This window comes from Stenotrophomonas sp. FBCC-B152 (assembly GCF_059134105.1).
Window position 1 is genome coordinate 3333621 of record NZ_CP101442.1, and the last position, 24940, is coordinate 3358560.

Genomic DNA, 24940 nt, shown 5'->3' on the forward strand with positions numbered 1-24940 from the left:
GCCGGGCCCTGCCCGGCCCTGGCCTGATCACGCCCGCCCTGGGCAGCCGCCGTACAATGCGCTGCCCAGCCCGCGATACCGCCCGCCATGAATGACCTGCCCCTGCCCGCCGACACCGCGCCTGACGGCAGCGATCCCATCGCCGAAACCCGGCGCTGGCTGGAGCAGATCGTGATCGGCCTGAACCTGTGCCCGTTCGCCAAGGCGGTGTACGTCAAGGACCAGGTGCGGTTCGTGCTGAGCGACGCGACCACCGTCGAAGCGCTGGTGGAAGAACTCGCCGAAGAGCTGGTGCTGCTGCGCGACACCCCGGCCGAGCAGATCGACACCACGCTGATCGTGCACCCGGACGTGCTGACCGATTTCCTGGACTACAACGACTTCCTCGACAACGCCGATGCCGCGATCGAGGCGCTGGACCTGCAGGGCATCCTGCAGGTGGCCAGCTTCCACCCGCAGTACCAGTTCGCCGGGGTCGCGCCGGATGACGTGAGCAACTACACCAACCGCGCGCCCTATCCGACCCTGCACCTGCTGCGCGAAGACAGCGTGGAACGCGCCGTGGCCGCGTTCCCGGATCCGGACGTGATCGTCGAACGCAACATTGAAACCCTCGACAAGCTGGGCATTGAAGGCTGGACCCGCCTGCTCGGCCGCAAGGACACCCCCCGGTGCCACTGACCCCAGCCATCACCGCCTGGCCCGCGCAGCCGCTGCGGGACCGCGTGGTGATCGTCACCGGCGGTGCGCAGGGCGTGGGCCGTGGCATTGCGCAGGCGGTGCTGGGTGCGGGCGGCAGCGTGATGATCGCCGACCTGGACGCCGACGCCGGCCGCGCCTGCCTGAAGGAATGGGCACTGCCCGAGCGCGCCGCGTTCCAGCGCGCGGATGTGGCCAGCGAACGCAGCGTGCAGGCGCTGGTCAAGGCCACGCTGAAGCGTTTCGGTCGGATTGATGGATTGGTCAACAACGCCGGCATCGCCAGCGCGCACGGCACCCCGCTGGCGGAGATGACGCTGGCCGAATGGCAGCGCCGCCTGTCCAGCCTGCACGGGGCGTTCCTGTGCAGCAAGCACGCCCTGCCGGCGCTGCGCGCGCAGGCCGGCGGTTCGATCATCAACATCGCCTCCACCCGCGCCTGGCAGTCCGAGCCGTACAGCGAAGCTTATGCCGCGGCGAAGGGCGGACTGGTGGCGTTTACCCACGCACTGGCGATCAGCAGCGGTCCCGATGTGCGGGTCAACAGCATCAGCCCCGGCTGGATCACCACCGATGCCTGGCAGGCCCCGGCAAGGCGGCGCACGCCGAAGCTGTCGCGCCGCGACCATGCCCAGCATGCGGTGGGCCGGGTCGGCCAGCCCGAAGATATCGGTGCACTGGCCGTGTTCCTGCTCTCGGACCTGTCCGGGTTCATCACCGGACAGGACCATGTGGTGGATGGCGGCATGAGCCGCACGATGATCTACACCGAATGATTCAGCGCCGTGCCGACCAACGGTCGGCACCTACCGAGGGTGGCACACTCCGTACTTGCCACCGTGGTGCCGAACCGGTAGGTACCGACCGTTGGTCGGTACCCGGGATCAACCGGCCATACCGTTATGGCGCAACAACGCATCCACGTTCGGTGCGCGCCCACGGAACGCTTCGAAGTTCTCCGCCGCACTGCGGCTGCCGCCGCGCGACAACACTTCATCGCGGAAGCGCCTGCCGGTTTCCGCGACCTGGTCCGGCGCTTCTTCGAACGCGGCATAGGCATCGGCACTGAGCACCTCGGCCCACTTGTAGCTGTAATACCCCGCCGCATACCCCCCGGCGAAGATGTGGCTGAACTGGTGCGGGAAGCGATTCCATTCCGGCGGGCGGTTGACCGCCACTTCGTCGCGGACACGTTCCAGCAGCTGCAGCACGCTGTCCTGGACCGGATCGAAACTGCTGTGCAGCTGCATGTCGAACAGCGCGAACTCCAGCTGGCGCACGGTGAACATGCCGCTCTGGAAGTTGCGCGCGGCCAGCATGCGGTCGAACAGCGCGCGCGGCAGCGGCTCGCCGCTGTCCACATGCGCGGTCATTGCCTGCACCCGGTCCCACTCCCAACAGAAGTTCTCCATGAACTGGCTGGGCAGTTCCACTGCATCCCACTCCACGCCGTTGATGCCGGCCACGCCCAGTTCGCCGATACGGGTCAGCAGCTGGTGCAGGCCATGGCCCATTTCATGGAACAGCGTGGTCACCTCGTCGTGGCTGAAGGTCGAGGCCTTGCCCTCGGCGCCCTTGCCGAAGTTGCACACCAGGTACACCAGCGGCGTCTGCACGCCGTGCGCGGTATCACGGCGGTTGCGGCAGTCGTCCATCCACGCGCCGCCGCGCTTGCCCTCGCGCGCGTACAGGTCCAGGTAGAACTGCCCGACCAATGCGCCCTGCGCATCCACCAGGCGGAAGAAGCGCACATCCGGGTGCCACACCGGCGCCTGGTCGGGCTGCACCTGCAGGCCATACAGGCCGCGGATGACGCTGAACAGACCCTCCAGCACCTTCGGCTCGGTGAAGTACTGCTTCACTTCCTGCTCGGAATAGCTGTAGCGCGCCTGCTTGAGCTTTTCAGAGGCAAAGGCGAGGTCCCATGCCTCCAGCGCGGGCAGGCCCAGTTCATCGCGTGCGAAGGCGTCCAGCTCGGCGCGGTCGCGCTGCGCGTAAGGCTTGGCGCGTGCGGCCAGGTCGCGCAGGAAGCCCAGCACCTGCGGTGCGTCCTCGGCCATCTTGGTTTCGATGGAGTATTCGGCGTAGCTGGCAAACCCCAGCAGCGAGGCCAGCTCGGCACGCAGCGCCAGGATGCGGTCGATGTGCGCGCTGTTGTCCAGCTTGGCATCGCCGAACTCGGAGGCACGCAACGCGTTGGCGCGGTACAGCGCTTCGCGCAGCGGGCGATATTCGGCGTAGGTCTGCACCGGCAGGTAGCACGGCATCTGCAGGGTCAGCTTCCAGCCCGGCAGGCCATCCTTCTCCGCCGCGGCGCGGGCAGCGGCCACCACATCCTCGGGCAGACCGGCCAGTTCGCTGCGGTCTTCCACGTGCAGCGACCACGCATCGGTGGCATCCAGCACGTTCTGCGAGAAGGTCGCCGACAGCGCCGAAAGCTCCTCGCGGATTGCGCTGTAACGTGCTTTGCCGGCCTCGTCCAGTTCGGCGCCGCCCAGGCGGAAATCACGCAGCGCGTTGTCCAGCACCTTGCGCCGGGCCGGGTCGTACTGGGCCGCTTCGGGCGTGGCCGCCAGCGCGCGGTACTGCTCGAACAGCGCCAGGTTCTGGCCGAGCGCGCTGCCGAAGCGGGTCACCTTCGGCAGGTTGCTGTTGTAGGCCTCGCGCAGCGCCGGGGTGTTCACCACCGCCTGCAGGTGGCCAACCTGGCCCCATGCACGCCACAGGCGTTCGGTGGCATCGTCCAGCGGCTCGACGAAGCTGGCCCAGCTGACCGGCTGCACGGTTTCGGCGGCTTTCACCGCCGCCTCGGCCTGCGCCAGCAAGGTGTCGATGGCCGGACCGATGTGCTCGGGCTGGATCGCATCGAAACGGGGCAGGCCGGAAAAATCGAGCAGGGGATTGGCGGGGGTCACAGGGGTCTCCAGACAGCGGGGCCGGCACGCCGGCGTTTCCCACGATATGGCACCGGACCCGGCGCTGCACAAGCCCCGGCGGCCACCGGTTCGTGGCCGTTCACCGGTTGGTGTCGCTCAGTACAGCGCTTCAAGCGCGGCGTTGGGCAGCTCCGGCAGGCCCTGCCCAGCTACGGCCGCGGCGATCACCGCATCGGCCTGCTCCACGTCGATGCCCTGCCGCGGGTACCAGTCCGGGTTGTAATAGCTGTGCGCATAACGCTCGCCGCTGTCGCACAGGATCGTCACGATCGAACCGCTGCGCCCGGCCGCGCGCATGCGCTCGGCGGCATGCAGCACGCCGATGAAATTGGTGCCGGTGGAGCCGCCGACGCGGCGCCCCAGCTGGCGGCTGACATGGCGCATGGCGGCCAGGCTGAGCGCGTCGGGCACCTTGACCATGGCATCCACGCTGGTCGGGATGAAGCTCGATTCCACCCGGGGCCGGCCAATGCCCTCCACACGGGAGCCACCGCTGCAGGTGAGGTCACGCCACGGTTCACCGGCCAGGGCCGCGCGGTAGCCGTCGAAGAACACCGACACTTCCGGGTCCGCACACAGGATGCGGGTGTCGTGGCGCCGGTAGCTGACGTAGCGGCCCAGCGTGGCGGCGGTGCCGCCCGTGCCAGGGCTGCACACGATCCATTCCGGCACCGGGTGCGGCTCTTCGGCCATCTGCTTGAAGATGGATTCGGCGATGTTGTTGTTCGCACGCCAGTCGGTGGCGCGCTCGGCGTAGGTGAACTGGTCCATGAAGTGGCCGCCGGTTTCGCGGGCCAGCTTTTCCGAATCGCAGTTCAGGTCGCAGGCGCGCTCCACCAGGTGGCAGCGGCCGCCATGGAATTCGATGGCGGCGATCTTTTCCGGCGAGGTGGTGGCCGGCATCACCGCAATGAACGGCAGGCCCAGCAGGCGCGCGAAGTAGGCTTCGGACACCGCAGTGGAGCCGCTGGACGCTTCGATCACCGGGCGCCCTTCGCGCAACCAGCCGTTGGCCAGCGCGTACAGGAACAGCGAGCGCGCCAGGCGGTGCTTCAGGCTGCCGGTGGGATGGCTGGATTCATCCTTGAAGTACAGCTCGATGCCCGGGTGGCCCGGCAGGTCCATCGGAATGAGGTGGGTATCGGCCGAACGGTTGAAATCGGCTTCGATCTTGCGGATGGCGGCGGCCACCCATTCACGCTGCGACATGTCGACGATGGGCCAGGAAGATGCAGCATTCTACGTCCCCTTGCCGCCGCCCCGCTAAAATGAACGGCCAGCCGCGTTGCGCGGCCTCCCACAGGATCCCCCATGAGCCTTGCCTCCCTGCAGTCCCAGCCGGGCGTTGCCGCCCAGCCGCCGGCCGAAACCACCGGCTTCGTGTTCAACCACACCATGCTGCGCGTCAAGGACGCCGCTGCCTCGCTGGACTTCTACACCCGCGTGCTGGGCTTCCGCCTGCTCGACCAGCGTGATTTCCCCGAAGCCCGGTTCAGCCTGTACTTCCTGGCCCTGCTGCCGGCCGGCACGCAGATCCCGGAAGGCGACGATGCGCGCCGACTGTGGCTGGCCGGGCTTCCCGGCGTGCTGGAGCTGACCCACAACCACGGCACCGAAACCCAGGACGGCCCGGTCTACCACGACGGCAACCAGGACCCGCGCGGCTTCGGCCACATCTGCGTCTCCGTGCCGGACATCCACGCGGCCTGCAAGCGCTTCGATGACCTGCAGGTGCCCTACCAGAAGCGCCTGGAAGACGGCCGCATGAAGCACCTGGCCTTCATCAAGGACCCGGACGGCTACTGGGTGGAGATCATCTCCAACACCCCGATCGGCTGAGGCCCCGGCTTCAACAATGTGCACGCCCTGCCAACGCGGGCGTGCACCGCCGGTGGTATACCTGCGTTCCTTTCCACCCGAAGGAAACCGCATGGAAACCATGGAACTGCACCGCGGCCGGCTGATCGACCACCTGCAACTGATCGTGCGCGACCTGCCGGCCAGCCGCCGCTTCTACCAGGCGGTGTTCGACACCATCGGCATTCCCATCGCCGGCGAGGGCGATACGTATTTCTGGGCCGATGAGCTGTTCATTTCCACCGCCGACAGCGAAGCGGCCGCCGGTGAACTGACCGGCCGCCACCACCTGGCCTTCCAGGCCCGCGACCGCGCCACCGTCGATGCCTTCCACAAGGCGGCGTTGGCCGCAGGCGGCAAGGACAACGGCGCCCCCGGCGAACGCCCCTACCACCCTGGCTACTACGCCGCCTTCGCGATCGATCCGGACGGCAACAACATCGAGGTCGTCTACCACGGCCCGGCGAGCTACAGCGCCGACTCAGTGAAAGTCACGTTCTGACAACGGTCGTTACCGCGACGCGCCCGCGTAGAGCCACCCCATGGGTGGCTGCACGCCAAGCCGTCGCCCTGAACGCTTCAGCCAACGCCAACCCCCAGTCTCACAGCGTGAGACTGCCCACTCCTACCGTTTCCGCATGGAGACAATACGCAAACTGGCGATCCTGGCCGATGCCGCCAAGTACGACGCGTCCTGCGCCTCCAGTGGCGCGGGACGCCGCGATTCGCGCAGCTCGGGCGGCATCGGCAGCACCGAAGGCGCCGGCATCTGCCACAGCTACACGCCCGACGGGCGCTGCGTATCGCTGCTGAAGATCCTGCTCACCAACTTCTGCATCTACGACTGCGCGTACTGCGTGAACCGGGTTTCCAGCAACGTGCCGCGCGCGCGCTTCAACGTGGCCGAAGTGGTCGCGCTGACCATGGATTTCTACAAGCGCAACTACATCGAAGGGCTGTTCCTCTCCAGCGGCATCATCCGCAATGCCGACTACACCATGGAGCAGATGGTGGAAGTGGCGCGGCAGCTGCGCGAAGAGCATCGGTTCTCCGGCTACATCCATCTCAAGACCATTCCCGAAGCTTCGCCCGAACTGTTGGCGGCGGCGGGACGCTACGCCGACCGCCTGTCGATCAACATCGAGCTGCCCACCGAGGAAGGCCTGAACAGCTTCGCGCCGGAGAAATCGCTGTCTTCCATCCGCGGCGCGATGGGTGAACTGCGCTGGCGCATCGAAGAAGCCAAGGAGGCCAAGGCCGCCAGCGAGTCCAAGCCCACCACGGTAGCGGCACCGGCACCAACCGCCCCGGCCAAGCGCGCGAGCCGCGCCCGTGCGCCCCGCTTCGCCCCTGCCGGGCAGAGCACACAGATGATCGTCGGCGCAGACGGCGCCAGCGACCAGCAGATCCTCGGCGCCGCCGACAATCTGTACGGCAACTACCGCATGCGCCGGGTGTACTACTCCGCTTTCAGCCCGATCCCAGATGCGAGCCGCCTGCTGCCGGTGCAGGCACCGCCGCTGGCGCGCGAACATCGGCTGTACCAGGCCGACTGGCTGCTGCGTTTTTACGGCTATGGCGTGGAGGAAATCACAGACACCACGCAGAATGGCATGCTCGACCTGGACATCGATCCGAAGCTGGCCTGGGCGATACGCCACCCCGAGCGCTTCCCGGTGGACCTCAACGTGGCATCCAAGGAGATGCTGCTGCGCGTGCCTGGGTTGGGCGTGCACAACGTCAAGCGCGTGCTGATGGCGCGCCGCCACGGTCGCCTGCGCGTGGCCGACGTGGCCCGCCTGCGCGCGCCGATGAGCAAGCTGCTGCCGTTCGTGCAGCTGGCTGACCATCACCCGCGCCGCGCCCTGGATGACCCCTCCGCCCTGCGTGCACGGCTGGCACCGCCACCGCGCCAGGCCTCGCTGTTCCCCGACGCCGCCGCATGAGCCGCTGGAGTGTGCGGGTCGACCCGGCATGGTCGGTGCAGGCATGGCGTGATGCCGCGCGATTGGGGCTGCAGCATCAGGTTGCGCCCGAACACCTTGATTGGCTGCAGGACGCGGACGCTTCGCTGCTGGACGCGCCTGCGCTGTCCAGCCTGCCAGCCACGGAAAGCGACGGCACGACCATCCCGGTGCCGAAATCCTTCGTCGAACTGGCGGCCACCTGCCTGTGCCACAGCGATCCACAGCGACACGCCCTGCTGTACCGCATGCTCTGGCGCATCGTGCACGGCGAGCGCGGCCTGCTGACCAACCCCGCCGACCCGGACGTGCTGCGTGCAATGGCGCTGGGCCAGGCGGTGCGCCGCGACAGCCACAAGATGAAGGCCTTCGTACGCTTCCGCGAGGTACCCGGCGAGGACAATGCGTTCATCGCGTGGTTCGAACCCGACCACCACATCGTGGACCGGGTCGCGCCGTTTTTCGCGCGCCGCTTCGCCGGCATGCGCTGGGCGATCCTCACTCCAACCCGCAGCGTGCGCTGGGACGGACAGGCGCTGGCGTTCGGCCCCGGCAGCAAGCAGGCCGATGCGCCGGTGGAGGATGCGCGCGAAGAACTGTGGCGCACCTACTACGCCAACATCTTCAACCCTGCCCGCCTGAACACCCGGATGATGCAGCAGGAGATGCCAACCCGGTACTGGAAGCACCTGCCGGAGGCGAGCCTGCTGCCCACGCTTGTGCGCGATGCCGGCGACCGCGTGCAGGAAATGCATGACCGTGAAGCGCAGGCACCACAACGTCGGATACCGGAGCAGAACATTCCCCTGCGCGGCCCGGCAACCGCGAACGGCGATTCCCTCGACGAGCTGCGCACTGCGGCCGCCGGTTGCCGCCGTTGCCCACTCTGGGTGCCGGCCACGCAGACGGTGTTCGGCGAAGGCCCGCGCGATGCGCAGGTGATGCTGGTCGGTGAGCAACCCGGCGATTCAGAGGACCTGAGCGGGCACCCCTTCGTCGGCCCGGCCGGGCAGCTGTTGAACCGGGCGCTGCAGGAACTGGGCATTGATCGCAGCACGCTGTACCTGACCAACGCGGTGAAGCACTTCCGCTATGAGCGGCGTGGCAAGAAGCGCATCCATTCCAAACCGCAGGTCACCCATATCAATGCGTGCCGGCCCTGGCTGCTGGCGGAGATCGAGCACATAAGCCCGAAGGTGATCGTCTGCCTCGGCGCCAGTGCGGCACGCGCCGTGTTTGGCCCCGGCTTCAACCTGGGCCGTGATCGCGGCCGCTGGCATACGCTGGAAGACGGCACGCGCGGCTTTGCGACGGTGCATCCTTCCTGGGTGTTGCGGCAGCCTGCGGGTGTAGCGCAGGAAGAAGCGTATCGGCTGCTGCTGGGTGACCTGGAAAGGCTGTCGATCCACGCTGGAAACGGCAGCACTGAGTAAAGCGAACATCTCCTCTTGCCATTCACGACAACATGTTTGCCACGCAGTCCTGCGACAAGATGATCACCTGGAAACGTTTTTCCCACGCAATTTTCCACCTCCTGTCGTATCAACCCACCGCACCACACACTTGCCAGTGCCAAGCACGAAGCGGGGAAGCTATGCTCCGTCCATGGTCACTCCAACCTCCAAGAAGAAGCCTGCAGCCAAGGGATTGACCGGCCGGCCCCCTACCCTGCCGTTGACTGCCGCACAGCTTCTTAGCGAAAGCCACGAGCAGCGGATCCATTGGATATACGACATGACGCCGGAGGAATCCGTCGAGATCATGCGCAAAGCAGGGTTGCTTACGCCCTCCGGCAAGTTGAAGCGCTGCTACAGATGAGCCACGGCCACCTTCAGATCGGATATCACGGCTGCGATATCGCGGTCCGGGATGGCCTTGTATCGGGACAGCTGAAACCCAAGCCAAGCAACAACCAATACAACTGGCTCGGGTCGGGCTTCTATCTATTTGAAGCGGATAAGGAACGGGCGCTGGCATTCGCCGAAGCTGCGGCGAGCGAGCCTTTGCGCAGACTGACTGCGAGGCCAATTGCCTCGCCTGCGGTTGTCGGATGCATCTTCAGCATCCAACGCTGCCTGGATATGACCACCAGCACTGGCCGTCGGGAGTTCGAGAACGCGCACCTGTATTTTCAGGCGACCCATCTTCGCAGTGGTCAACGAACCCCGTTGAACGTGCCCGTCAGTCCTCTTGACGAGGAGTTTCTTCTTCGTGGACTGGATCGAGCGGTTTTCGAGTTCATTCACTCAAAGCTCTTCCAGGTCTACGGATTTGAGTACTTTCAAGCGGTACGGGGTGCTTTCCGCCAAGGTCCAGAGATCGCACCCAGGTCGGGATTTCACAGGGACAGTCACGTACAGATCGCGCTCAGGGACTTCAGCTGCATCAAAGGTTGGTTTCTGCCGGCCGACGCCGAACTTCTCGGTCAAGCGGAGCTCGTCAAAGCCCAGGCGGCGCTCAACTCAGCGCGTGAAGCCAATCCAAAGTCCCGTCGCCGCGTGGAAGCGGACTAGACGTCCGCCCCACTCCACCGCCTGTTTCAGTGCGCGGCCATGTAGATGTCCTGAAGAACCGCCTTCTCCAGCTCCAGCTCGCTGAGCAGGTTCTTGACGATGTCACCCAGGCTCAGGATGCCCACCAGCTTGCTGCCTTCGGTCACCATCAGGTGGCGGTGGCGCGAGTAGGTCATCAGCGCCATGGCCTGCTTCAGGGTCGCCTCGGGGGCGATGCCTTCCAGGCCGGCCGAGGGAAGCGTGGCAATGACCCGGCGGCCTGCCTGCGGGCCGTCGTCGGCCAAGCTGCGCACGATGTCTTTCTCGGAGATGATTCTGACCGGTGCATCATCCTTCATCAACACCAGCGCGGCGATCTTGTGCGCGCTCATCTTGTGGGCGGCAGCGCCGATCGTGTCTTCGACGTCGATGGTGACAACGGAGTCTTTCTTGGATTGCAGAAGTTCGCGGACGTTCATTCTTTTTCCTGTTGCAGACTGGGTGAAGCCACACGCCTTGCGTGGTGGGACCGATTGACGCAGCCAGCGGCTGACACCCCGAGAATCGCATTTCGACTAGAACCGACGCTGAATGTCGCGGGCGGACTCGACTAAAGTTTTCCCGACGCCAGAAACGGCAAAGGGCGGCCCCGGGTGGGCCGCCCCACGGTCCCCATGTTTTGGTTAGAAGCGCCTAATGATTGAATGCTCCCGGCCTCCAGCGTCTCGGATCCAAGGTCAAAGCTTCACGGTCACGCCCACCTGGAAGCCACGCCCGGGCAGCGGTGCGATGTACTTCAGCGGTGAGTTGTGCGGCCGGGCGTCCTCATCGAGCAGATTGGATCCGTTGACGAAGACCTCCACGCCCTGCACCACTGCACTGCGCATGGCGAAGGCATAACTGACCTGGGCGTCCAGCAGGTTGAAGGCATCCAGCGGTATCTCCTGGCTCACGTTCTTGCCCAGATACTTCTGCTTGTCGTAGTAGGTACTGGACACCCTCGCCTTCCAGCCACCGCTCTCCCAGGCAACGTTGGCGCCGAAGCGGTTGGTCGGCATGTTGGGCAGGTACTCGCCGTCGTTGTGTGCGCGCAGGGAATCCGGGTTGTCGGCCCTGTTCTTCACCAGATCGGAAAACGCCGAGAGCGCGAGCTTGCCGTAGCTGCCCAGATCGAATGACTGCGATACATTGACTTCGAAGCCCTTGACGGTGGTGTCCGTCTGCTTCCAGTACTTGAGCGGCAGGCGATTGCCGGTCTGCAGGCCGGAATACCCCTGGTACAGGAAGTTCTCGATCTTCATGCGGTAGGCGGTGGCGGTGATGTCGAAGCCGCCGTTGTTGAACAGCAGGGTGAATTCGGCATTGCGGGCGCGCTCTGGCTTGAGGTCCTGGTCGCCTTCCTCCTGGGTCATCACCGAGTAGTGCCGGTTGCTGGCGTACAGCTCGTTGACGTCGGGCGCGCGCGCCGAGGACGAGTAGCGGGCCTTGGCGCCAAACAGGCGGCCCAGCTGCACGTAGCCACCCGCGTTGTAGCTGTTGAGCGTGAACGCACGGTCTTCCAGCGGGGCGTTCGGCGAGTTCCTGGAGGTGGTGAAGGCACCTGGTTGGACCGTGTGCTCGACGCGCTCGTGGCGGAAGCCGGCGTCAAATGATGCCCAACTGAAGTCCAGGGTTTCCTTGATGAAGGCTGCCAGGCCCTCGGTGTCCACGTCTGGAAGGTAGCGCTGCGATCCACTGCCGCGGATGGTCCGGTTGCGGTGGCTGGCACCGAACAGACCGCTCAGGGGGCCCACCGGCTGGTGGGCCAGCAGCAGTTCTGCCTGGAAGGTCTCGAAGTCGTACGCATTGGCTTTCGAACTGCCCAGGTACTCTCCGGAGGTGTTGCTCAGCTGCGAGAGCTTGAGCTCGGCAGTTTCAAGGAAGGGGACCGGGTCGCGCAGGATGCCTTCCAGCGTGTAGCGGTCCTGCGTGAGCTTCACGCCGACCGGTCGGCTCTGGCTGAGGTCGGTGCCGAAGGACAGGTTGTCCATCGAGAAGCCCGGCACGCCGTACTCGCTGTCTTTCGAGTCCATGCTGGCCGCCACGTAGCCACGGTCGAAGAAGTAGGTCGAGCCCACTGCCAGGTGCGTGTTGCGGGAGTAGCTGTTGCCCAGCGTGCCGCGATAGTTGGGGGTGACGTCGCGGTTGATCCGGTTCTGAACGTAGGACGGCGTGCCTTCCTGGTACAGCGGGTTGGCCGGATTGACGTAGGTCCTGCCCATCCACACCGAGGTGGGCCGGTTGGTGTAATACGAGAACTCGCCGTCGGCCCAATCCGGGTTTTCGGTCATGAACTGGTCGATGTACGGCTGCGAGGCCTTGTTGTAGACCTGTTGTACCCGTGCTTCCTTCTGGCAGGCATCGGCCAGCGCGCTGTTGACCCCGCCTGCGGCCGGGAACAACTGGCTGTTGCACACATCGGCCTTGCTGTCGCCCGGGATATCGTAATGCGAGATGCGCTGGACAGACATCTGCACGTTGGTGGACACGTTGCGTTCGTTGTTGAAGTTCATGCGGAAGCCCTGCGCATCGACATCGTTGAACCCCTGCCGCAGCACCAGCTCCATTTCCTGGTCTTTGCTTTCCATCTCACGCGAAACCAGGCCCGAATCGATGTCGACGCTGCCGCCGAGCGCGTTGCCGCCGTAGCGCACCGTGTCGGAGGACTTGTTGACGGTCACGCGCCTGACGAAGAGCGGGTCGAAGGGCACGTTGATGTCGCCACTCAAGGCATTCATGCCAAGGATGGACTGGCCGTCCTCCAGCACCTGCACGCGGTTGCCGCCCAGGCTGCGGATCACCGGCGCGCCGGCATTCGGCCCGAAGGCGCTGCTCTGCACGCCCGACACATGCTCGAGCATGTTGCCAAGCGTACGGTTCTGGGCCTGGATGTTTTCCACCACGACCACGGTATCCACCCGCGACGGGCGGTCGGCTTCGACGGTGACCTCTGGAAGCGTGGTCTCGTCCGCTGCGTAGGCGCTATGGATGGTGAGTAGAACGGCAACTGCTAGAACGTGGCGACGCATACATCCCCCTTCAAATGAGGCGCGATGTTATAACGTTACATTCAAGCTGGCAACGGCGTGGCCGGCATGCGGAGGAAAAGAAAAAGGGCGACCCCTCAGGGTCGCCCTTCTTTCAGAAGCGTAACGACCAACGGTCGTTAGCTACCGGCAATGGACCTTGGTCGCTTGCTATTCCACCGTCACGCTCTTGGCCAGGTTGCGCGGCTTGTCCACGTCGGTGCCGCGCGCCAATGCAGTGTGGTACGCCAGCAGCTGCACCGGGATGGTGTGCACCACCGGGCTGAGCACGCCGGCGTGGCGCGGGGTGCGGATGACATGCACGCCTTCGGATTCGACGAAGTTGCTGTCCTGGTCGGCGAACACGAACAGCTCGCCGCCGCGGGCGCGCACTTCCTGCATGTTGGATTTGACCTTCTCCAGCAGGCTGTCGTTGGGCGCGATCACCACCACCGGCATGTCTTCATCCACCAGCGCCAGCGGGCCGTGCTTGAGCTCGCCGGCCGGGTAGGCCTCGGCGTGGATGTAGGTGATTTCCTTGAGCTTGAGCGCGCCTTCCAGCGCGATCGGGTAATGCAGGCCACGGCCCAGGAACAGGGCGCTGCTCTTGCGCGCGAAACGCTCGGCCCACGCGGCGATCTGCGGCTCCATGTTCAGCGCGTGCTGCACGCTGCCCGGCAGGAAGCGCAGCTGCTCCAGGTAGTCCGCTTCCTGCGCCGCATCCACCCGGCCGTGCAGCTTGCCCAGCACCACGGTCAGCTGGAACAGCGCGGCCAGCTGGGTGGTGAACGCCTTCGTGGAGGCCACGCCGATCTCGGCACCGGCACGGGTGTAGCAGACCAGTTCGCTGGCGCGCGGGATGGCGCTTTCGGGCACGTTGCAGATCGACAGCGTGTGCAGGTGGCCCAATGACTTGGCGTACTTCAGCGCCTCCATCGTGTCCAGGGTTTCACCGGACTGGGAGATGGTGACGATCAGGTGCTTGGGGTTCGCATAGGCGGCGCGGTAGCGGTACTCGCTGGCGATTTCCACGCTGCACGGCAGGCCGGCGATGGATTCGATCCAGTAGCGCGCGGTCAGGCCGGAGTAGTAGCTGGTGCCGCAGGCGAGGATCTGCACGCCTTCGATGCCGGCCAGCACGGCTTCTGCATTCTTGCCGAACAGTTCGGCCGGGAAGCCGCCGGCGTCGATGGCCGCTTCGATGGTGTCGCCCAGCGCGCGCGGCTGCTCGTGGATTTCCTTCTGCATGAAGTGGCGGTACGGGCCCAGCTCCAGCGAGGCCAGCGACACATCCGACTGGTGCACGCCACGGTCCACCGGCAGGTTGTGCTCGTCGAACACCTGCACGCCATCGCGGCGGATGTCGGCGGTGTCACCCTCTTCCAGGAAGATCACGTTGCGGGTGGAGGAGATGATGGCCGAGACGTCGGAGGCGACGAAGTTCTCGCCCTGGCCCAGGCCCACCAGCAGCGGGCAGCCCATGCGTGCGCAGACGAAGTGGTCCGGCTCGGCACGGCTCATCACCGCCAGCGCATAGGCACCGGTGAGTTCCTTGACCGTGCGCTGCAGCGCCGAGAGCAGGCTGTCGCCGCCCTTGAGGTGATGGTGCATCAGGTGGGCGATGACTTCGGTGTCGGTCTGCGACTCGAACACGTAGCCGAGCGCGCGCAGCTTCTCGCGCTGCTCCTCGTGGTTCTCGATGATGCCGTTGTGCACCAGCGCCACGCCGTGGCTGATGTGCGGGTGGGCATTGGCCTCGGTCACGCCGCCATGGGTAGCCCAACGGGTGTGGCCGATGCCGAGGGTGGCATCGAAGCCTTCAGCGGCCGCGGCCTTCTCCATTTCCGCCACGCGGCCGGTGCGGCGCACGCGGCGTACGTCGGGCTGGGATTGGGTCTGGTCCAGCACCGCGATGCCGGATGAATCGTAGCCGCGGTATTCCAGGCGCTTCAGACCTTCGATCAGTACCGGTACCACATCGCGATCCGCGATCGCCCCCACAATCCCGCACATAGATTCAGATCCCTGCTTTCGATGGCCCATTCTAGCGTGGGTGTCCGGACGCCCTGGCCGCTGTCCGCTTAACAAAAGTGTCCGTTCCGGTGTCCGCGGACACCCGGACATTCACGCCGGCTTCGCAACTCATTGTTTTCAAAGGCCCGAATGTTGGCACGCGGTGTGCTTTGCATACAGCAACTACCGCAACCCAACCGCGAACGAGCCCGATGATCCGCGACACTTCCGCACAGGACCAGACCCTCTCCACCCCGGGCACGGCCGCGCCGTGGAAGCGCTGGCTGTGGCCGGGCATCGCCGCGCTGGTGGTGCTGCTGGCCATCGTCTTCGCCGCCCGCGCCTGGCTCGGTGCCAGCCGCTCCTTCGACAGCGCGCGGGTGCGCATCGCCGAGGTCAAGCAGGGCGACCTGGTCCGCGACCTGGCCGCCGATGGCCGGGTGATCGCCGCCAACAGCCCGATCCTGTACGCGATCTCGGCCGGCACGGTGGACCTGAAGGTGGTGGCCGGCGACGTGGTGAAAAAGGGCCAGGAACTGGCGGTGATCGACAGCCCCGAGCTGCGCAGCAAGCTGGCCCAGGAGCGCACCACCCTGGCCGGGCTGGAAGCCGAAGCCAGCCGCGCCGTGCTCGATGCCACCCTGGCCCGGGCCAAGGCCAGCAAGGAAACCGACCAGGCCAGCATCGAACGCCAGGCCGCCGAGCGCGACCTGCAGCGCTACCAGCGCGGCTATGACGGCGGCGCGGTGCCGCAGATCGACCTGGCCAAGGCCAACGACAGCCTGAAGAAGGCCGACATCTCGCTGGCCAACGCCCAGACCGACGCCCGCCTGCAGGGCCAGGGCGCCGACCTGGACGCCCGCAACAAGCGCCTGCTGGCCGACCGCCAGCGCGCGGTGGTGGAGGAAGTGCAGCGCCAGGTGGACGCACTGACCCTGCGTGCGCCGTTCGATGGCCAGGTGGGCCAGGTGCAGGCCACCCAGCACACCCAGGTGGCGGCCAACGCGCCGATCCTGGGCGTGGTCGACCTGTCGCGCTTCGAAATCGAAATCAAGGTGCCGGAGAGCTTTGCCCGCGACCTGTCGATCGGCATTCCGGCCCAGCTCACCAGCGGCAACGGCCAGCCGTTCCCGGGCGAGATCAGCGCGGTGTCGCCCGAAGTGGTGGCCGGCGAAGTGAATGCCCGCATCCGTTTCACCGACAAGCAGCCGCAGGGCCTGCGCCAGAGCCAGCGCATGCAGTCGCGCATCGTGCTCGATACCCGCCGCAACGTCATCAAGGTCGAGCGTGGTCCGTTCGTGGAACAGGGCAACGGCCAGGCCTACGTCATGGATGGCGATACCGCGATCCGCCGTCCGGTGCAGCTGGGTGTCAGCAGCCTGGGCGAAGTGGAAGTCCTGTCCGGCCTGCGTCCCGGCGACCGCGTGGTCGTCTCCGGCGCCGAACTGTTCGGCGATGCCGAATCCGTCTCCATCAACTGATCACCCTCACCTCTCCAACCAAGGAAACAGCCATGCTCGAGATGCGCTCGGTCGCCAAAGTATTCCGCACCGAACAGGTGGAAACCCATGCCCTGCGTTCGCTGGACCTGCACGTGCGCGAGGGTGAGTTCGTTGCAGTGACCGGCCCGTCCGGTTCGGGCAAGACCACCTTCCTCAATATCGCCGGCCTGCTGGAGACCTTCACCAGCGGCACCTACATGCTCGATGGGCAGGACGTGAGCAAGCTGGGCGACGACGCCCGCAGCCGCCTGCGCAACCAGAAGATCGGTTTCATCTTCCAGGGCTTCAACCTGATCTCCGACCTCAACCTGTTCGACAACGTCGATGTGCCGCTGCGTTACCGCGGCATGCCGGCCAGCGAACGCAAGCAGCGCATCGAACGTGCGCTGGGCCAGGTGGGCCTGGGCTCGCGCATGAAGCACTACCCCTCCGAACTGTCCGGCGGCCAGCAGCAGCGCGCCGCCATCGCCCGCGCCCTGGCCGGCAGCCCGCGCCTGCTGCTGGCCGACGAACCGACCGGCAACCTGGACAGCCAGATGGCCCGTGGGGTGATGGAACTGCTGGAAGAGATCAACGCCGCCGGCACCACCATCGTCATGGTCACCCACGACCCGGAACTGGCCGCACGTGCCCAGCGCAACGTGCACATCGTCGATGGCCAGGCCACCGACCTGGTGCGCGAACCGGTGCTGGCCACCCCGCGCGTTGCCGTCGCCACGCTCAACGACTGAGGCCCGCCACCATGCTCGCCTACTATTTCCGACTGGCCCTGCGCAGCTTCCGGCGCAACAAGGTGCTGACCGCGCTGATGGTGATCGCCATCGCGCTGGGCATCGGCGCCTCCATGACCACCCTGACCGTGTTCCATGTACTGTCGGGCGACCCGATCCCGCAGAAGAGCGACCGCCTGTTCAACGTGCAGGTCGATCCGCGCCCGATGATCGGCTACCAGCCCAGCGAAGAGCCGGAAGAACAGGTCACCCGCTTCGATGGCGAAACCCTGCTGCGCGAAAAGAAGGCCAAGCACCAGGTGCTGATGACCGGCGGTGGGGTCACGATTGAGCCGGACAACAGCACGCTGCGCCCGTTCGACACCGACGCGCGCTACACCTCCACCGACTTCTTCACCATGTTCGATGCACCGTTCAAGTACGGCCAGGGCTGGAAAGCCGACCAGGACGAAGGCCGTGGCCGCGTGGCGGTGATCTCCAAGGCGCTGAACGAAAAACTGTTCAATGGCCAGAACAGCGTGGGCAAGCCACTGCGCATGGATGGGCACACCTTCAACATCGTGGGCGTGCTGGACGAATGGAATCCCAACCCGCACTTCTACGACCTGGAAACCGGCCGCTACGGCGACAGCGAAGACATCTTCGTGCCGGTGTTCACCGCCCTGGACCTGAAGTTCGGCCGCAACGGCAACATGAACTGCTGGGACAACGCCAACGGCGAGGAAACCGCGCTCAACGCACCGTGCGTGTGGATGCAGTACTGGGTGGAACTGGCCTCGCCGGCCGATGCCGCCGACTACCGCGCCTACCTGGAGAACTATTCGGCGCAGCAGAAGGCCGCCGGTCGCTTCCAGCGCCCGTCCAACGTGCGCCTGCGCAACGTGATGGAGTGGCTGGACTTCAAGCAGGTGGTGCCCAGCGATGTGCGCCTGCAGCTGTGGCTGGCCTTGGGCTTCCTGGCGGTGTGCCTGATCAACACGGTGGGCCTGCTGCTGGCCAAGTTCCTGCGCCGCAGCGGCGAAATCGGCGTGCGCCGTGCCCTGGGCGCCAGCCGCGGGCAGATCTTCCTGCAGTCGCTGGTTGAAGCGGGCACCGTCGGCCTGGCCGGTGGCGTTCTGGGCCTTGGCCTGGCCCTGCTGGGGCTGTATGCGGTGCGCCAGCAGCCGGTGGACTACGCCAAGCTGGCCACGCTGGACGGCAAGATGCTGCTGCTCACCTTCGGCCTGACCCTGGCCGCCAGCCTGTTGGCCGGTTTCCTGCCGGCGCTGCGCGCCATGCAGGTCACCCCCGCCATCCAACTCAAATCGCAGTAAGGATCCGGAGCACATCATGGATATCCGACCCATCCTGAGCACGCTGCGCCGGCACAAGACCGCCGCCGCCCTCATCGTGCTGGAGATCGCGCTCACCTGCGCCATCGTCTGCAACGCGCTGTTCCTGATCGGCCAGCGCCTGGAAAAGATCAACCAGCCCAGCGGCATTGCCGAACAGGAGCTGCTGGAAGTGCGCTTGGGCGGCATCGGCAAGCAGGTCAACGCCACCGCGCGTACCCGTGAGGACCTGGCCGCGCTGCGTTCCATTCCCGGGGTCAAGAACGCAGTGGCGATCAACCAGCTGCCGTTCCGGCGCAACTCCTGGAACACCAGCCTGTCGCTGATCCCCGACCAGGAACGCCCCAACTTCAACGCCGCGCAGTACTTCTCCATGGAAGGTACGCTGGATACCATGGGCCTGCAGCTGGTGGCCGGCCGCGACTTCGAGGGCGACGAGTTCGCCAACCTGGAAGACGTGGAGAAAGACGCCACCATCGAGCAACGCGGTTCGGCGGTGATCCTGAGCAGCAAGGCCGCCACCAAGTTGTTCCCGGATGGCCAGGCCATCGGCAAGACGATCTACAGCGGGCGCATGCCGCTGCGCATCGTGGGCGTGGTGAAGGAACTGGCGCGCCCGGTGACGGTGGAGTCCGACACCGGCTATTCGATGATCCTGCCGGTGCGGGTCAACTACGATATGGGCACGTACCTGATCCGGGTAACCGACGCGGCGCGCCGCCAGGAAGTGCTCACCGCCGCCGTGGCCGCGCTGGAGAAGGTGGACAGCAGCCGCATGGTGCGTGCCAAGCTCACCTACGAAGAACAGCGCACCAAGTACTTCCAGAACGACCGCGCCATGGTCGGCCTGCTGATCACGGTGTGCGTGGCGCTGCTGGTGGTCACCGCGCTGGGCATCGTGGGCCTGGCCAGCTTCTGGGTGCAGCAGCGTACCAAGCAGATCGGCATCCGCCGTGCGCTGGGCGCCACCCGCGGCCAGATCCTGCGCTACTTCCAGACCGAGAACTTCCTGCTGGCTACGGTGGGTATCGTGCTGGGCATGCTGCTGGCGTACTCGATCAACCTGTGGCTGATGGGTGCCTACGAGCTGCCGCGCATGCCGATCACCTACCTGCCGATCGGCGCGGTGCTGCTGTGGCTGCTGGGCCAGGTGGCGGTGTTCGGCCCGGCCCATCGCGCGGCCGCGGTGCCGCCGGCCGTTGCGACCCGGAGTGCATGACATGACGAGCCCTTCGATCCGCATCGCGCTCGCTGCACTGCTGCTGGTCAGCACCACGGCCTGCGCCGAAAGCACCCGCACCGAATCGTCCAGCATGGACTGGCGCCAGGATGGCGCGCGGCTGACCATCGAGTCCGGGCAGGGCACGGTCAGCATCACCGCCGCCACGCCGGTCGGCCGCTTCGGCGTGCAGGCCGGTGACGAGGTACTGCGCGTGGACGGCGTGCCCGTGCACAAGGTGGGCGAGCTGACCGACGCGCTGTCGGCCAGCGACAAGGCCAGCGTACCGGTCACGGTACGCCGCGCCGGGCGCGACCAGGTGGTCAGCGTGCCCACGGCGGCATGGCGCGCGGTGCAACCGCCGCCGCCGCCGCGGCCCCCGGCGCCACCGTCCCCGCCGGACCGCCCGTAAGCCGTTTCCGGGCCCACCCTGCCGGTGGGCCCGGCGCTCGGGTACTCTCTGCCTACTTTCCGGTCCTTCGTTGCCGCATGCCTTCGATCCTGATCATTGACGACAATGCCAGCGTGGCGACCGCGCTGGAGGTGCTGTTCTCGCTGCACGACATCGACGCCGTGCACGCGCTGTCGCCAGACGAAGGGTTGGCGCTGCTGGAGCAGCAGCCGGTGGACCTGATCATCCAGGACATGAATTTCACCGAGGACACCACCTCCGGTGAGGAAGGCGAGGCGCTGTTCCAGCAGATCCGCGCCCGCCACCCGGACCTGCCGGTGATCCTGCTCACCGCCTGGACCCACCTGAGCAGCGCGGTGGACCTGGTCAAGGCCGGCGCCGCCGATTACCTGGCCAAGCCGTGGGATGACCGCAAGCTGCTGACCACGGTCAACAACCTGCTGGAGCTGTCTGAAACCCGGCGTGAGCTCGACCGCCGCCGTGCACGAGAACAGCGTGACCGCAGCGCGCTGGAAGCGCGCTATGACCTGCGCGGCGCGGTGGTGGCCGACCCGGCCAGCGAACGCGTGGTGAACCTGGCCTGCCAGGTCGCACGCTCGGAGCTGCCGGTGCTGATCACCGGGCCCAATGGCGCAGGCAAAGAGAAGATCGCCGAGATCATCCAGGCCAACTCGCTGGTGGCCAAGGGCGCGTTCGTGGCGCTGAACTGCGGCGCCATTCCGTCCGAGCTGATCGAGGCCGAACTGTTCGGTACCGAGGCCGGCGCCTACACCGGCGCCAACAAGGCGCGCGAAGGCAAGTTCGAGGCCGCCGATGGCGGCACGCTGTTCCTCGACGAGATCGGCAACCTGTCGCTGGGCGGCCAGATGAAGCTGCTGCGCGTGCTGGAAACCGGGCGTTTCGAGCGCCTGGGCTCCAACCGTGAGCGCCAGGTGAAGGTGCGTGTGATCAGCGCGACCAACGCCGACCTGCCGGCGATGATCCGCGATGGCCAGTTCCGCGAAGATCTCTACTACCGCCTCAACACCGTTGAGCTGGCATTGCCGCCGTTGGCCGAGCGCCCGGGCGACATCCTGCCGTTGGCCGAACGTTTCCTGGGCGATGGCAAGCCCCTCTCCAATGCCGCGGCCAGCGCGTTGCAGCGGCATGCGTGGCCGGGCAACGTGCGCGAGCTGCGCAACGTGATCCAGCGCGCCGGCCTGCTTGCGCAGGGGCCGCGCATTGAAGTGGGCGACCTGAACCTGCCGCGCGCCGCCGCCGCGCCGCGTGCGGCCACGCCGACGGCCGATCCGGACCGCAGCCGGATCGAATCGGCGCTCTCACACAGCCACGGCATCATCGCCCAGGCTGCAGCCGAACTCGGCCTGAGCCGTCAGGCGCTTTACCGCCGCATGGACCGCTACGGTATTCCGCGCGAATGAAGCGCACGTCGTTCACCTTCCGCCTGTTCCTGCGCCTGCTGCCGGTGCTGGCGCTGGCTGCGGCCGGGCCGTGGCTGCTGGCGTACTGGATGGACCGCGGCTGGCTGGTGACGCTGGTGTCGACCGTGGCACTGCTGGTGCTGATGTGGTGGACGTTGCGCCGCGCCACCGCACCGGTGCGCTCGCTGCTGCGGGCGCTGTCGGGCACCACCAGCAGCTACCGCGATGGCGAATACAACTTCAGCGTGTATTGGCCGGGCAACGATGAGCTGGGCGACCTGGTGCAGGCGCACCGCGAGCTGGGCGATGTGCTGCGCGAACAGCGACAGGGGCTGGTGCAGCGCGAACTGCTGCTGGACACCATGGTGCAGAACACGCCGGTATCGATGCTGCTGCTGGCCAACGGCGGCGACGGCGTGCAGCGCGTGATGTTCTCCAACCTGGCCGCGCGCAAGCTTCTGCACAACGGCTGGAAGCTGGAAGGCCAGGCCATGCAGAACGTGCTGGAGACCATGCCGGTGGAGCTGCGCGATGCCATCGAGCGCGGCGGCGACAGCCTGTTCGCGGTGCGCGGCCCGGGGGACGTGGATGACGAGGCCGATGAGGATGACGAGCAGGTCTACCACCTATCGCGGCGCAGCTTCCATCTCAACGGCCGCCCGCACGATCTGCTGCTGATCCGCCTGCTCACCGCCGAGCTGCGGCGGCAGGAAGTGCAGACCTGGAAGAAGGTGATCCGGGTGATCAGCCACGAACTCAACAACTCGCTGGCGCCGATTGCATCGTTGGCCCACTCGGGCGGCGAGCTGGTCCGGCGCGGCAAGACCGAGCGCCTGGAAGAGGTGTTCGCCACCATCGAGGACCGTTCACGGCATCTGGAAGGCTTCATCCGCGGCTACGCGCGCTTTGCCAAGCTGCCGCAGCCGCAGCTGCAGAACGTGCAGTGGAAACAGTTCCTGGCCGGTTTGCAGCTGCAGATTCCGTTCCGCATGGACGAGATTCCCGACGACCTGCAGGGTCGGGTGGACATCGCCCAGCTCGGCCAAGCATTGCTGAACCTGCTCAAGAACGCGCATGAGGCGTGCAGCGAAGCCGAGCCGCCCAACGATGACGTGGAGCTGCGCCTGACCCGGCTGCCGCAGTGGCTGCGTATCGAGGTGCTGGATCGCGGCAAGGGCATGAACGAGGCGGTGCTGCAGAACGCGTTGATGCCGTTCTATTCCACCAAGCGCAATGGCACCGGGCTGGGCCTGGCGCTCACCCGCGAAATCGTCGAAGCCCACGGTGGCCGCGTGTCGCTGCAGAACCGCCGCGAGGGCGGGTTGTGCGTGTCCATCTTCCTGCCGGCGTAAAGCGTACCCACCAACGGTGGGTACCTACCGTTTGGTTGGGCGGTGCCAGCCTTCAATGGTCTGTTGGCGGGCGCGTGCGACGGTCAATTCACCTTCGGGTGCGTTGCGGGTGATCACCGAGCCGGCCGCGATGGTTGCGCCCTGCCCGATCGTCACCGGGGCCACCAGCGAGCTGTTGGAGCCGATGAAGGCGTTGTCGCCAATGGTGGTCTGCGACTTGTTCACGCCGTCGTAGTTGCAGGTGATGGTGCCGGCGCCGATGTTGACCTTGCTGCCGATCACCGCATCGCCCAGGTAGGTGAGGTGGTTGGCCTTGCTGCCCGCGCCCACGTGGACCTTCTTGGTTTCCACGAAGTTGCCCACGTGCGCGCCTTCGGCCAGCACGGTGCCCGGGCGCAGCCGCGCGAACGGGCCGATGTCGGCCGCGCCTTCGCTCACCACGCCGTCCAGGTCGCAATGCGGCTTGACCACGGTGCCGGCGGCCAGCTTGACGTCCTTGAGCCGGGTGAAGGGGCCGATGCTGACCCCGTCGCCCAGTTCAACGGTGCCTTCCAGGATCACGTTGACGTCGATCTGCACATCGCGGCCCACCGTGACCGTGCCCCGGATATCCAGGCGCGCCGGGTCGATCACGCGCGCGCCCTGCGTGCACAACGCGCGCACCTCGCGCAGCTGCCAGGCACGTTCCAGCTGCGAGAGCTGCCAGGGATCGTTGGCGCCCTCGGCTTCCTGGGCATCGGCAACGAAGGCCATGTCGGCCGGGGTGTAGTCCGCCGCTGCCGAGGCGAACACGTCGGTCAGGTAGTACTCGCCCTGCGCATTGCTGTTGGAGAGCTGCGACAGCCAAGTGCGCAGCGCGGTGGAGTCAGCGGTGATGATGCCGGTGTTGATGGTGCGGATCGCCAGCTGTTCGTCGTTGGCGTCCTTCTGTTCGACGATGGCGCCGACCTTGCCTTCGGCGTTGCGCACGATCCGGCCATAGCCGGTCGGGTTGAGCATGTCGGCCACCAGCACGGCCAGGCGGCCCGGCTGGGCCAGCAGGTGGCGCAGGGTATCGACCCGGATCAGCGGCACATCCCCATACAGCACCAGCACCGTGGCGGCATCGGGCACCTGCGGCATGGCCTGCTGCACGGCGTGGCCGGTGCCCAGCTGCTGGGTCTGTTCGGCCCACTGCAGGTCCGGCTGGTCGGCAAAGGCGGCACGCACCGCCTCACCGCCGTGGCCGTACACCACGTGGATGGCGTCGGGGCGCAGCTGGCGCGCGGTATCGATCACGTGCGCCAGCATCGGGCGGCCGGCAATCGGCTGCAGCACCTTGGGCAGGTCGGACTTCATGCGCTTGCCAGCGCCGGCGGCGAGGATGATGACGTGCAGGGCTTGGGTCATGGGGCGGGAACGTGATCGGAGGTGTTGGCTGCGATTCTAGAACGCCGGCCGTCAACGTGCCGCCTTTCCGGGGCCCGAAAACAACAACGCCGGCAGAAGCCGGCGTTGTCGCATGCAGCGGTAAGCGCTGGAACTCAGTGCTTGAGGGTCTTGCGCAGGCGCTCGAGCGCCTGCAGCTGGACCACGGCTTCGGCCAGCTTCTGCTGGGCTTCGGCCACTTCCATCGCTTCGCCGCGGTTGGCCAGGATGCGCTCGGCTTCTTCCTTGGCCTTGCGGACCGAGGATTCGTCGATGTCCTGTGCGCGGATCGCGGTGTCGGCCAGCACGGTCACGACCTGCGGCTGCACCTCGAGGATGCCGCCGGAGATGGCGAAGTCGAGCTGTTCGCCGGTGGTCAGGGTGACCACCACCTTGCCCGGCTTGAGCCGGGTGATCAGCGGGGCGTGCTTGGGCGCGATGCCCAGTTCGCCAAGCTCACCCGTAGCCACGACCAGAGTCGCTTCACCACGGAAGATTTCCTGCTCGGCGCTGACGATGTCGCAACGGATGGTGCTCAT

At 66.4% G+C, this 24940-nt stretch carries 21 protein-coding genes; 14 read left to right on the plus strand and 7 right to left on the minus strand.

Annotated features, from left to right (window positions below; all coding sequences use genetic code 11):
* Positions 1-87 precede the first annotated feature (87 nt).
* Positions 88-681 (plus strand): DUF1415 domain-containing protein, encoded by a 594-nt coding sequence (locus tag NMB40_RS15290; RefSeq protein WP_282246672.1) that lies wholly within the window; start codon positions 88-90, stop codon positions 679-681.
* Entirely contained in the window at positions 672-1475 is an 804-nt protein-coding gene (locus NMB40_RS15295; protein WP_494358965.1) for a glucose 1-dehydrogenase, read from the plus strand. Before NMB40_RS15290 ends, NMB40_RS15295 begins: the two co-directional genes overlap by 10 nt.
* Positions 1476-1583: 108 nt before the next feature.
* Here NMB40_RS15295 and NMB40_RS15300 read toward each other — a convergent pair whose 3' ends face one another.
* A complete protein-coding gene (locus tag NMB40_RS15300) occupies positions 1584-3614 on the minus strand; it encodes a M3 family metallopeptidase (protein WP_494358966.1) in 2031 nt (676 codons plus the stop codon).
* 117 nt (positions 3615-3731) lie between these two features.
* Positions 3732-4844 (minus strand): PLP-dependent cysteine synthase family protein, encoded by a 1113-nt coding sequence (locus tag NMB40_RS15305; protein ID WP_282246670.1) that lies wholly within the window; start codon positions 4842-4844, stop codon positions 3732-3734.
* Positions 4845-4946: 102 nt separating this feature from the next.
* Between NMB40_RS15305 and gloA the strand changes: the two genes are divergently transcribed.
* The 5 genes from gloA to NMB40_RS15330 all read left to right on the plus strand — a co-directional run bounded on the left by gloA (position 4947) and on the right by NMB40_RS15330 (position 9969).
* Positions 4947-5474 carry a lactoylglutathione lyase gene (gene gloA / locus NMB40_RS15310; protein ID WP_494358967.1) on the plus strand — a complete coding sequence of 176 codons (528 nt, stop codon included), beginning with the start codon at positions 4947-4949 and terminating at the stop codon, positions 5472-5474.
* A gap of 91 nt (positions 5475-5565) precedes the next feature.
* Complete coding sequence (locus NMB40_RS15315; RefSeq protein ID WP_193069514.1) at positions 5566-5994, plus strand: VOC family protein; 429 nt, start codon at positions 5566-5568, stop codon at positions 5992-5994.
* Positions 5995-6130: 136 nt separating this feature from the next.
* A complete protein-coding gene (locus NMB40_RS15320; protein ID WP_494358968.1) occupies positions 6131-7438 on the plus strand; it encodes a putative DNA modification/repair radical SAM protein in 1308 nt (435 codons plus the stop codon).
* Positions 7435-8889 carry a UdgX family uracil-DNA binding protein gene (locus NMB40_RS15325; RefSeq protein WP_494358969.1) on the plus strand — a complete coding sequence of 485 codons (1455 nt, stop codon included), beginning with the start codon at positions 7435-7437 and terminating at the stop codon, positions 8887-8889. Before NMB40_RS15320 ends, NMB40_RS15325 begins: the two co-directional genes overlap by 4 nt.
* 381 nt (positions 8890-9270) lie before the next feature.
* Entirely contained in the window at positions 9271-9969 is a 699-nt protein-coding gene (locus NMB40_RS15330; protein WP_494358970.1) for a hypothetical protein, read from the plus strand.
* 26 nt (positions 9970-9995) lie between these two features.
* On the opposite strand, the gene NMB40_RS15335 is transcribed toward NMB40_RS15330, so the two are convergent.
* The 3 genes from NMB40_RS15335 to glmS form a co-directional block, all read right to left on the minus strand.
* On the minus strand, positions 9996-10427 hold the full coding sequence (locus NMB40_RS15335; RefSeq protein WP_494358971.1) for a CBS domain-containing protein: 432 nt from the start codon (positions 10425-10427) through the stop codon (positions 9996-9998).
* Between the two features lie 258 nt (positions 10428-10685).
* On the minus strand, positions 10686-13016 hold the full coding sequence (locus NMB40_RS15340) for a TonB-dependent receptor (protein WP_494358972.1): 2331 nt from the start codon (positions 13014-13016) through the stop codon (positions 10686-10688).
* A 168-nt stretch (positions 13017-13184) separates the two neighbouring features.
* On the minus strand, positions 13185-15026 hold the full coding sequence (gene glmS / locus NMB40_RS15345; RefSeq protein WP_494358973.1) for a glutamine--fructose-6-phosphate transaminase (isomerizing): 1842 nt from the start codon (positions 15024-15026) through the stop codon (positions 13185-13187).
* Between the two features lie 212 nt (positions 15027-15238).
* Here glmS and NMB40_RS15350 point away from each other — a divergent pair, with 212 nt between their 5' ends.
* The 7 genes from NMB40_RS15350 to NMB40_RS15380 all read left to right on the plus strand — a co-directional run bounded on the left by NMB40_RS15350 (position 15239) and on the right by NMB40_RS15380 (position 22994).
* Positions 15239-16507 carry an efflux RND transporter periplasmic adaptor subunit gene (locus NMB40_RS15350; RefSeq protein ID WP_494358974.1) on the plus strand — a complete coding sequence of 423 codons (1269 nt, stop codon included), beginning with the start codon at positions 15239-15241 and terminating at the stop codon, positions 16505-16507.
* A gap of 32 nt (positions 16508-16539) precedes the next feature.
* A complete protein-coding gene (locus tag NMB40_RS15355) occupies positions 16540-17259 on the plus strand; it encodes an ABC transporter ATP-binding protein (RefSeq protein ID WP_068854090.1) in 720 nt (239 codons plus the stop codon).
* Positions 17260-17270: 11 nt separating this feature from the next.
* Positions 17271-18572, plus strand: coding sequence for an ABC transporter permease (locus NMB40_RS15360; protein WP_282247241.1), 1302 nt, complete (start codon positions 17271-17273; stop codon positions 18570-18572).
* Between the two features lie 16 nt (positions 18573-18588).
* Positions 18589-19809, plus strand: a complete 1221-nt coding sequence (locus tag NMB40_RS15365) for an ABC transporter permease (RefSeq protein ID WP_095362999.1) — start codon at positions 18589-18591, stop codon at positions 19807-19809.
* Position 19810: 1 nt separating this feature from the next.
* Entirely contained in the window at positions 19811-20221 is a 411-nt protein-coding gene (locus NMB40_RS15370) for a PDZ domain-containing protein (protein ID WP_494358975.1), read from the plus strand.
* Between the two features lie 77 nt (positions 20222-20298).
* Positions 20299-21642: a sigma-54-dependent transcriptional regulator gene (locus NMB40_RS15375; protein WP_494358976.1), complete on the plus strand. Its 1344-nt coding sequence runs from the start codon at positions 20299-20301 to the stop codon at positions 21640-21642.
* Positions 21639-22994 (plus strand): sensor histidine kinase, encoded by a 1356-nt coding sequence (locus tag NMB40_RS15380; protein WP_448143609.1) that lies wholly within the window; start codon positions 21639-21641, stop codon positions 22992-22994. Before NMB40_RS15375 ends, NMB40_RS15380 begins: the two co-directional genes overlap by 4 nt.
* A gap of 24 nt (positions 22995-23018) precedes the next feature.
* On the opposite strand, the gene glmU is transcribed toward NMB40_RS15380, so the two are convergent.
* Together glmU and NMB40_RS15390 are read right to left on the minus strand one after the other, a co-directional pair.
* On the minus strand, positions 23019-24383 hold the full coding sequence (gene glmU / locus NMB40_RS15385; protein WP_494358977.1) for a bifunctional UDP-N-acetylglucosamine diphosphorylase/glucosamine-1-phosphate N-acetyltransferase GlmU: 1365 nt from the start codon (positions 24381-24383) through the stop codon (positions 23019-23021).
* Between the two features lie 134 nt (positions 24384-24517).
* Positions 24518-24940, minus strand: coding sequence for a F0F1 ATP synthase subunit epsilon (locus tag NMB40_RS15390; protein WP_282247247.1), 423 nt, complete (start codon positions 24938-24940; stop codon positions 24518-24520).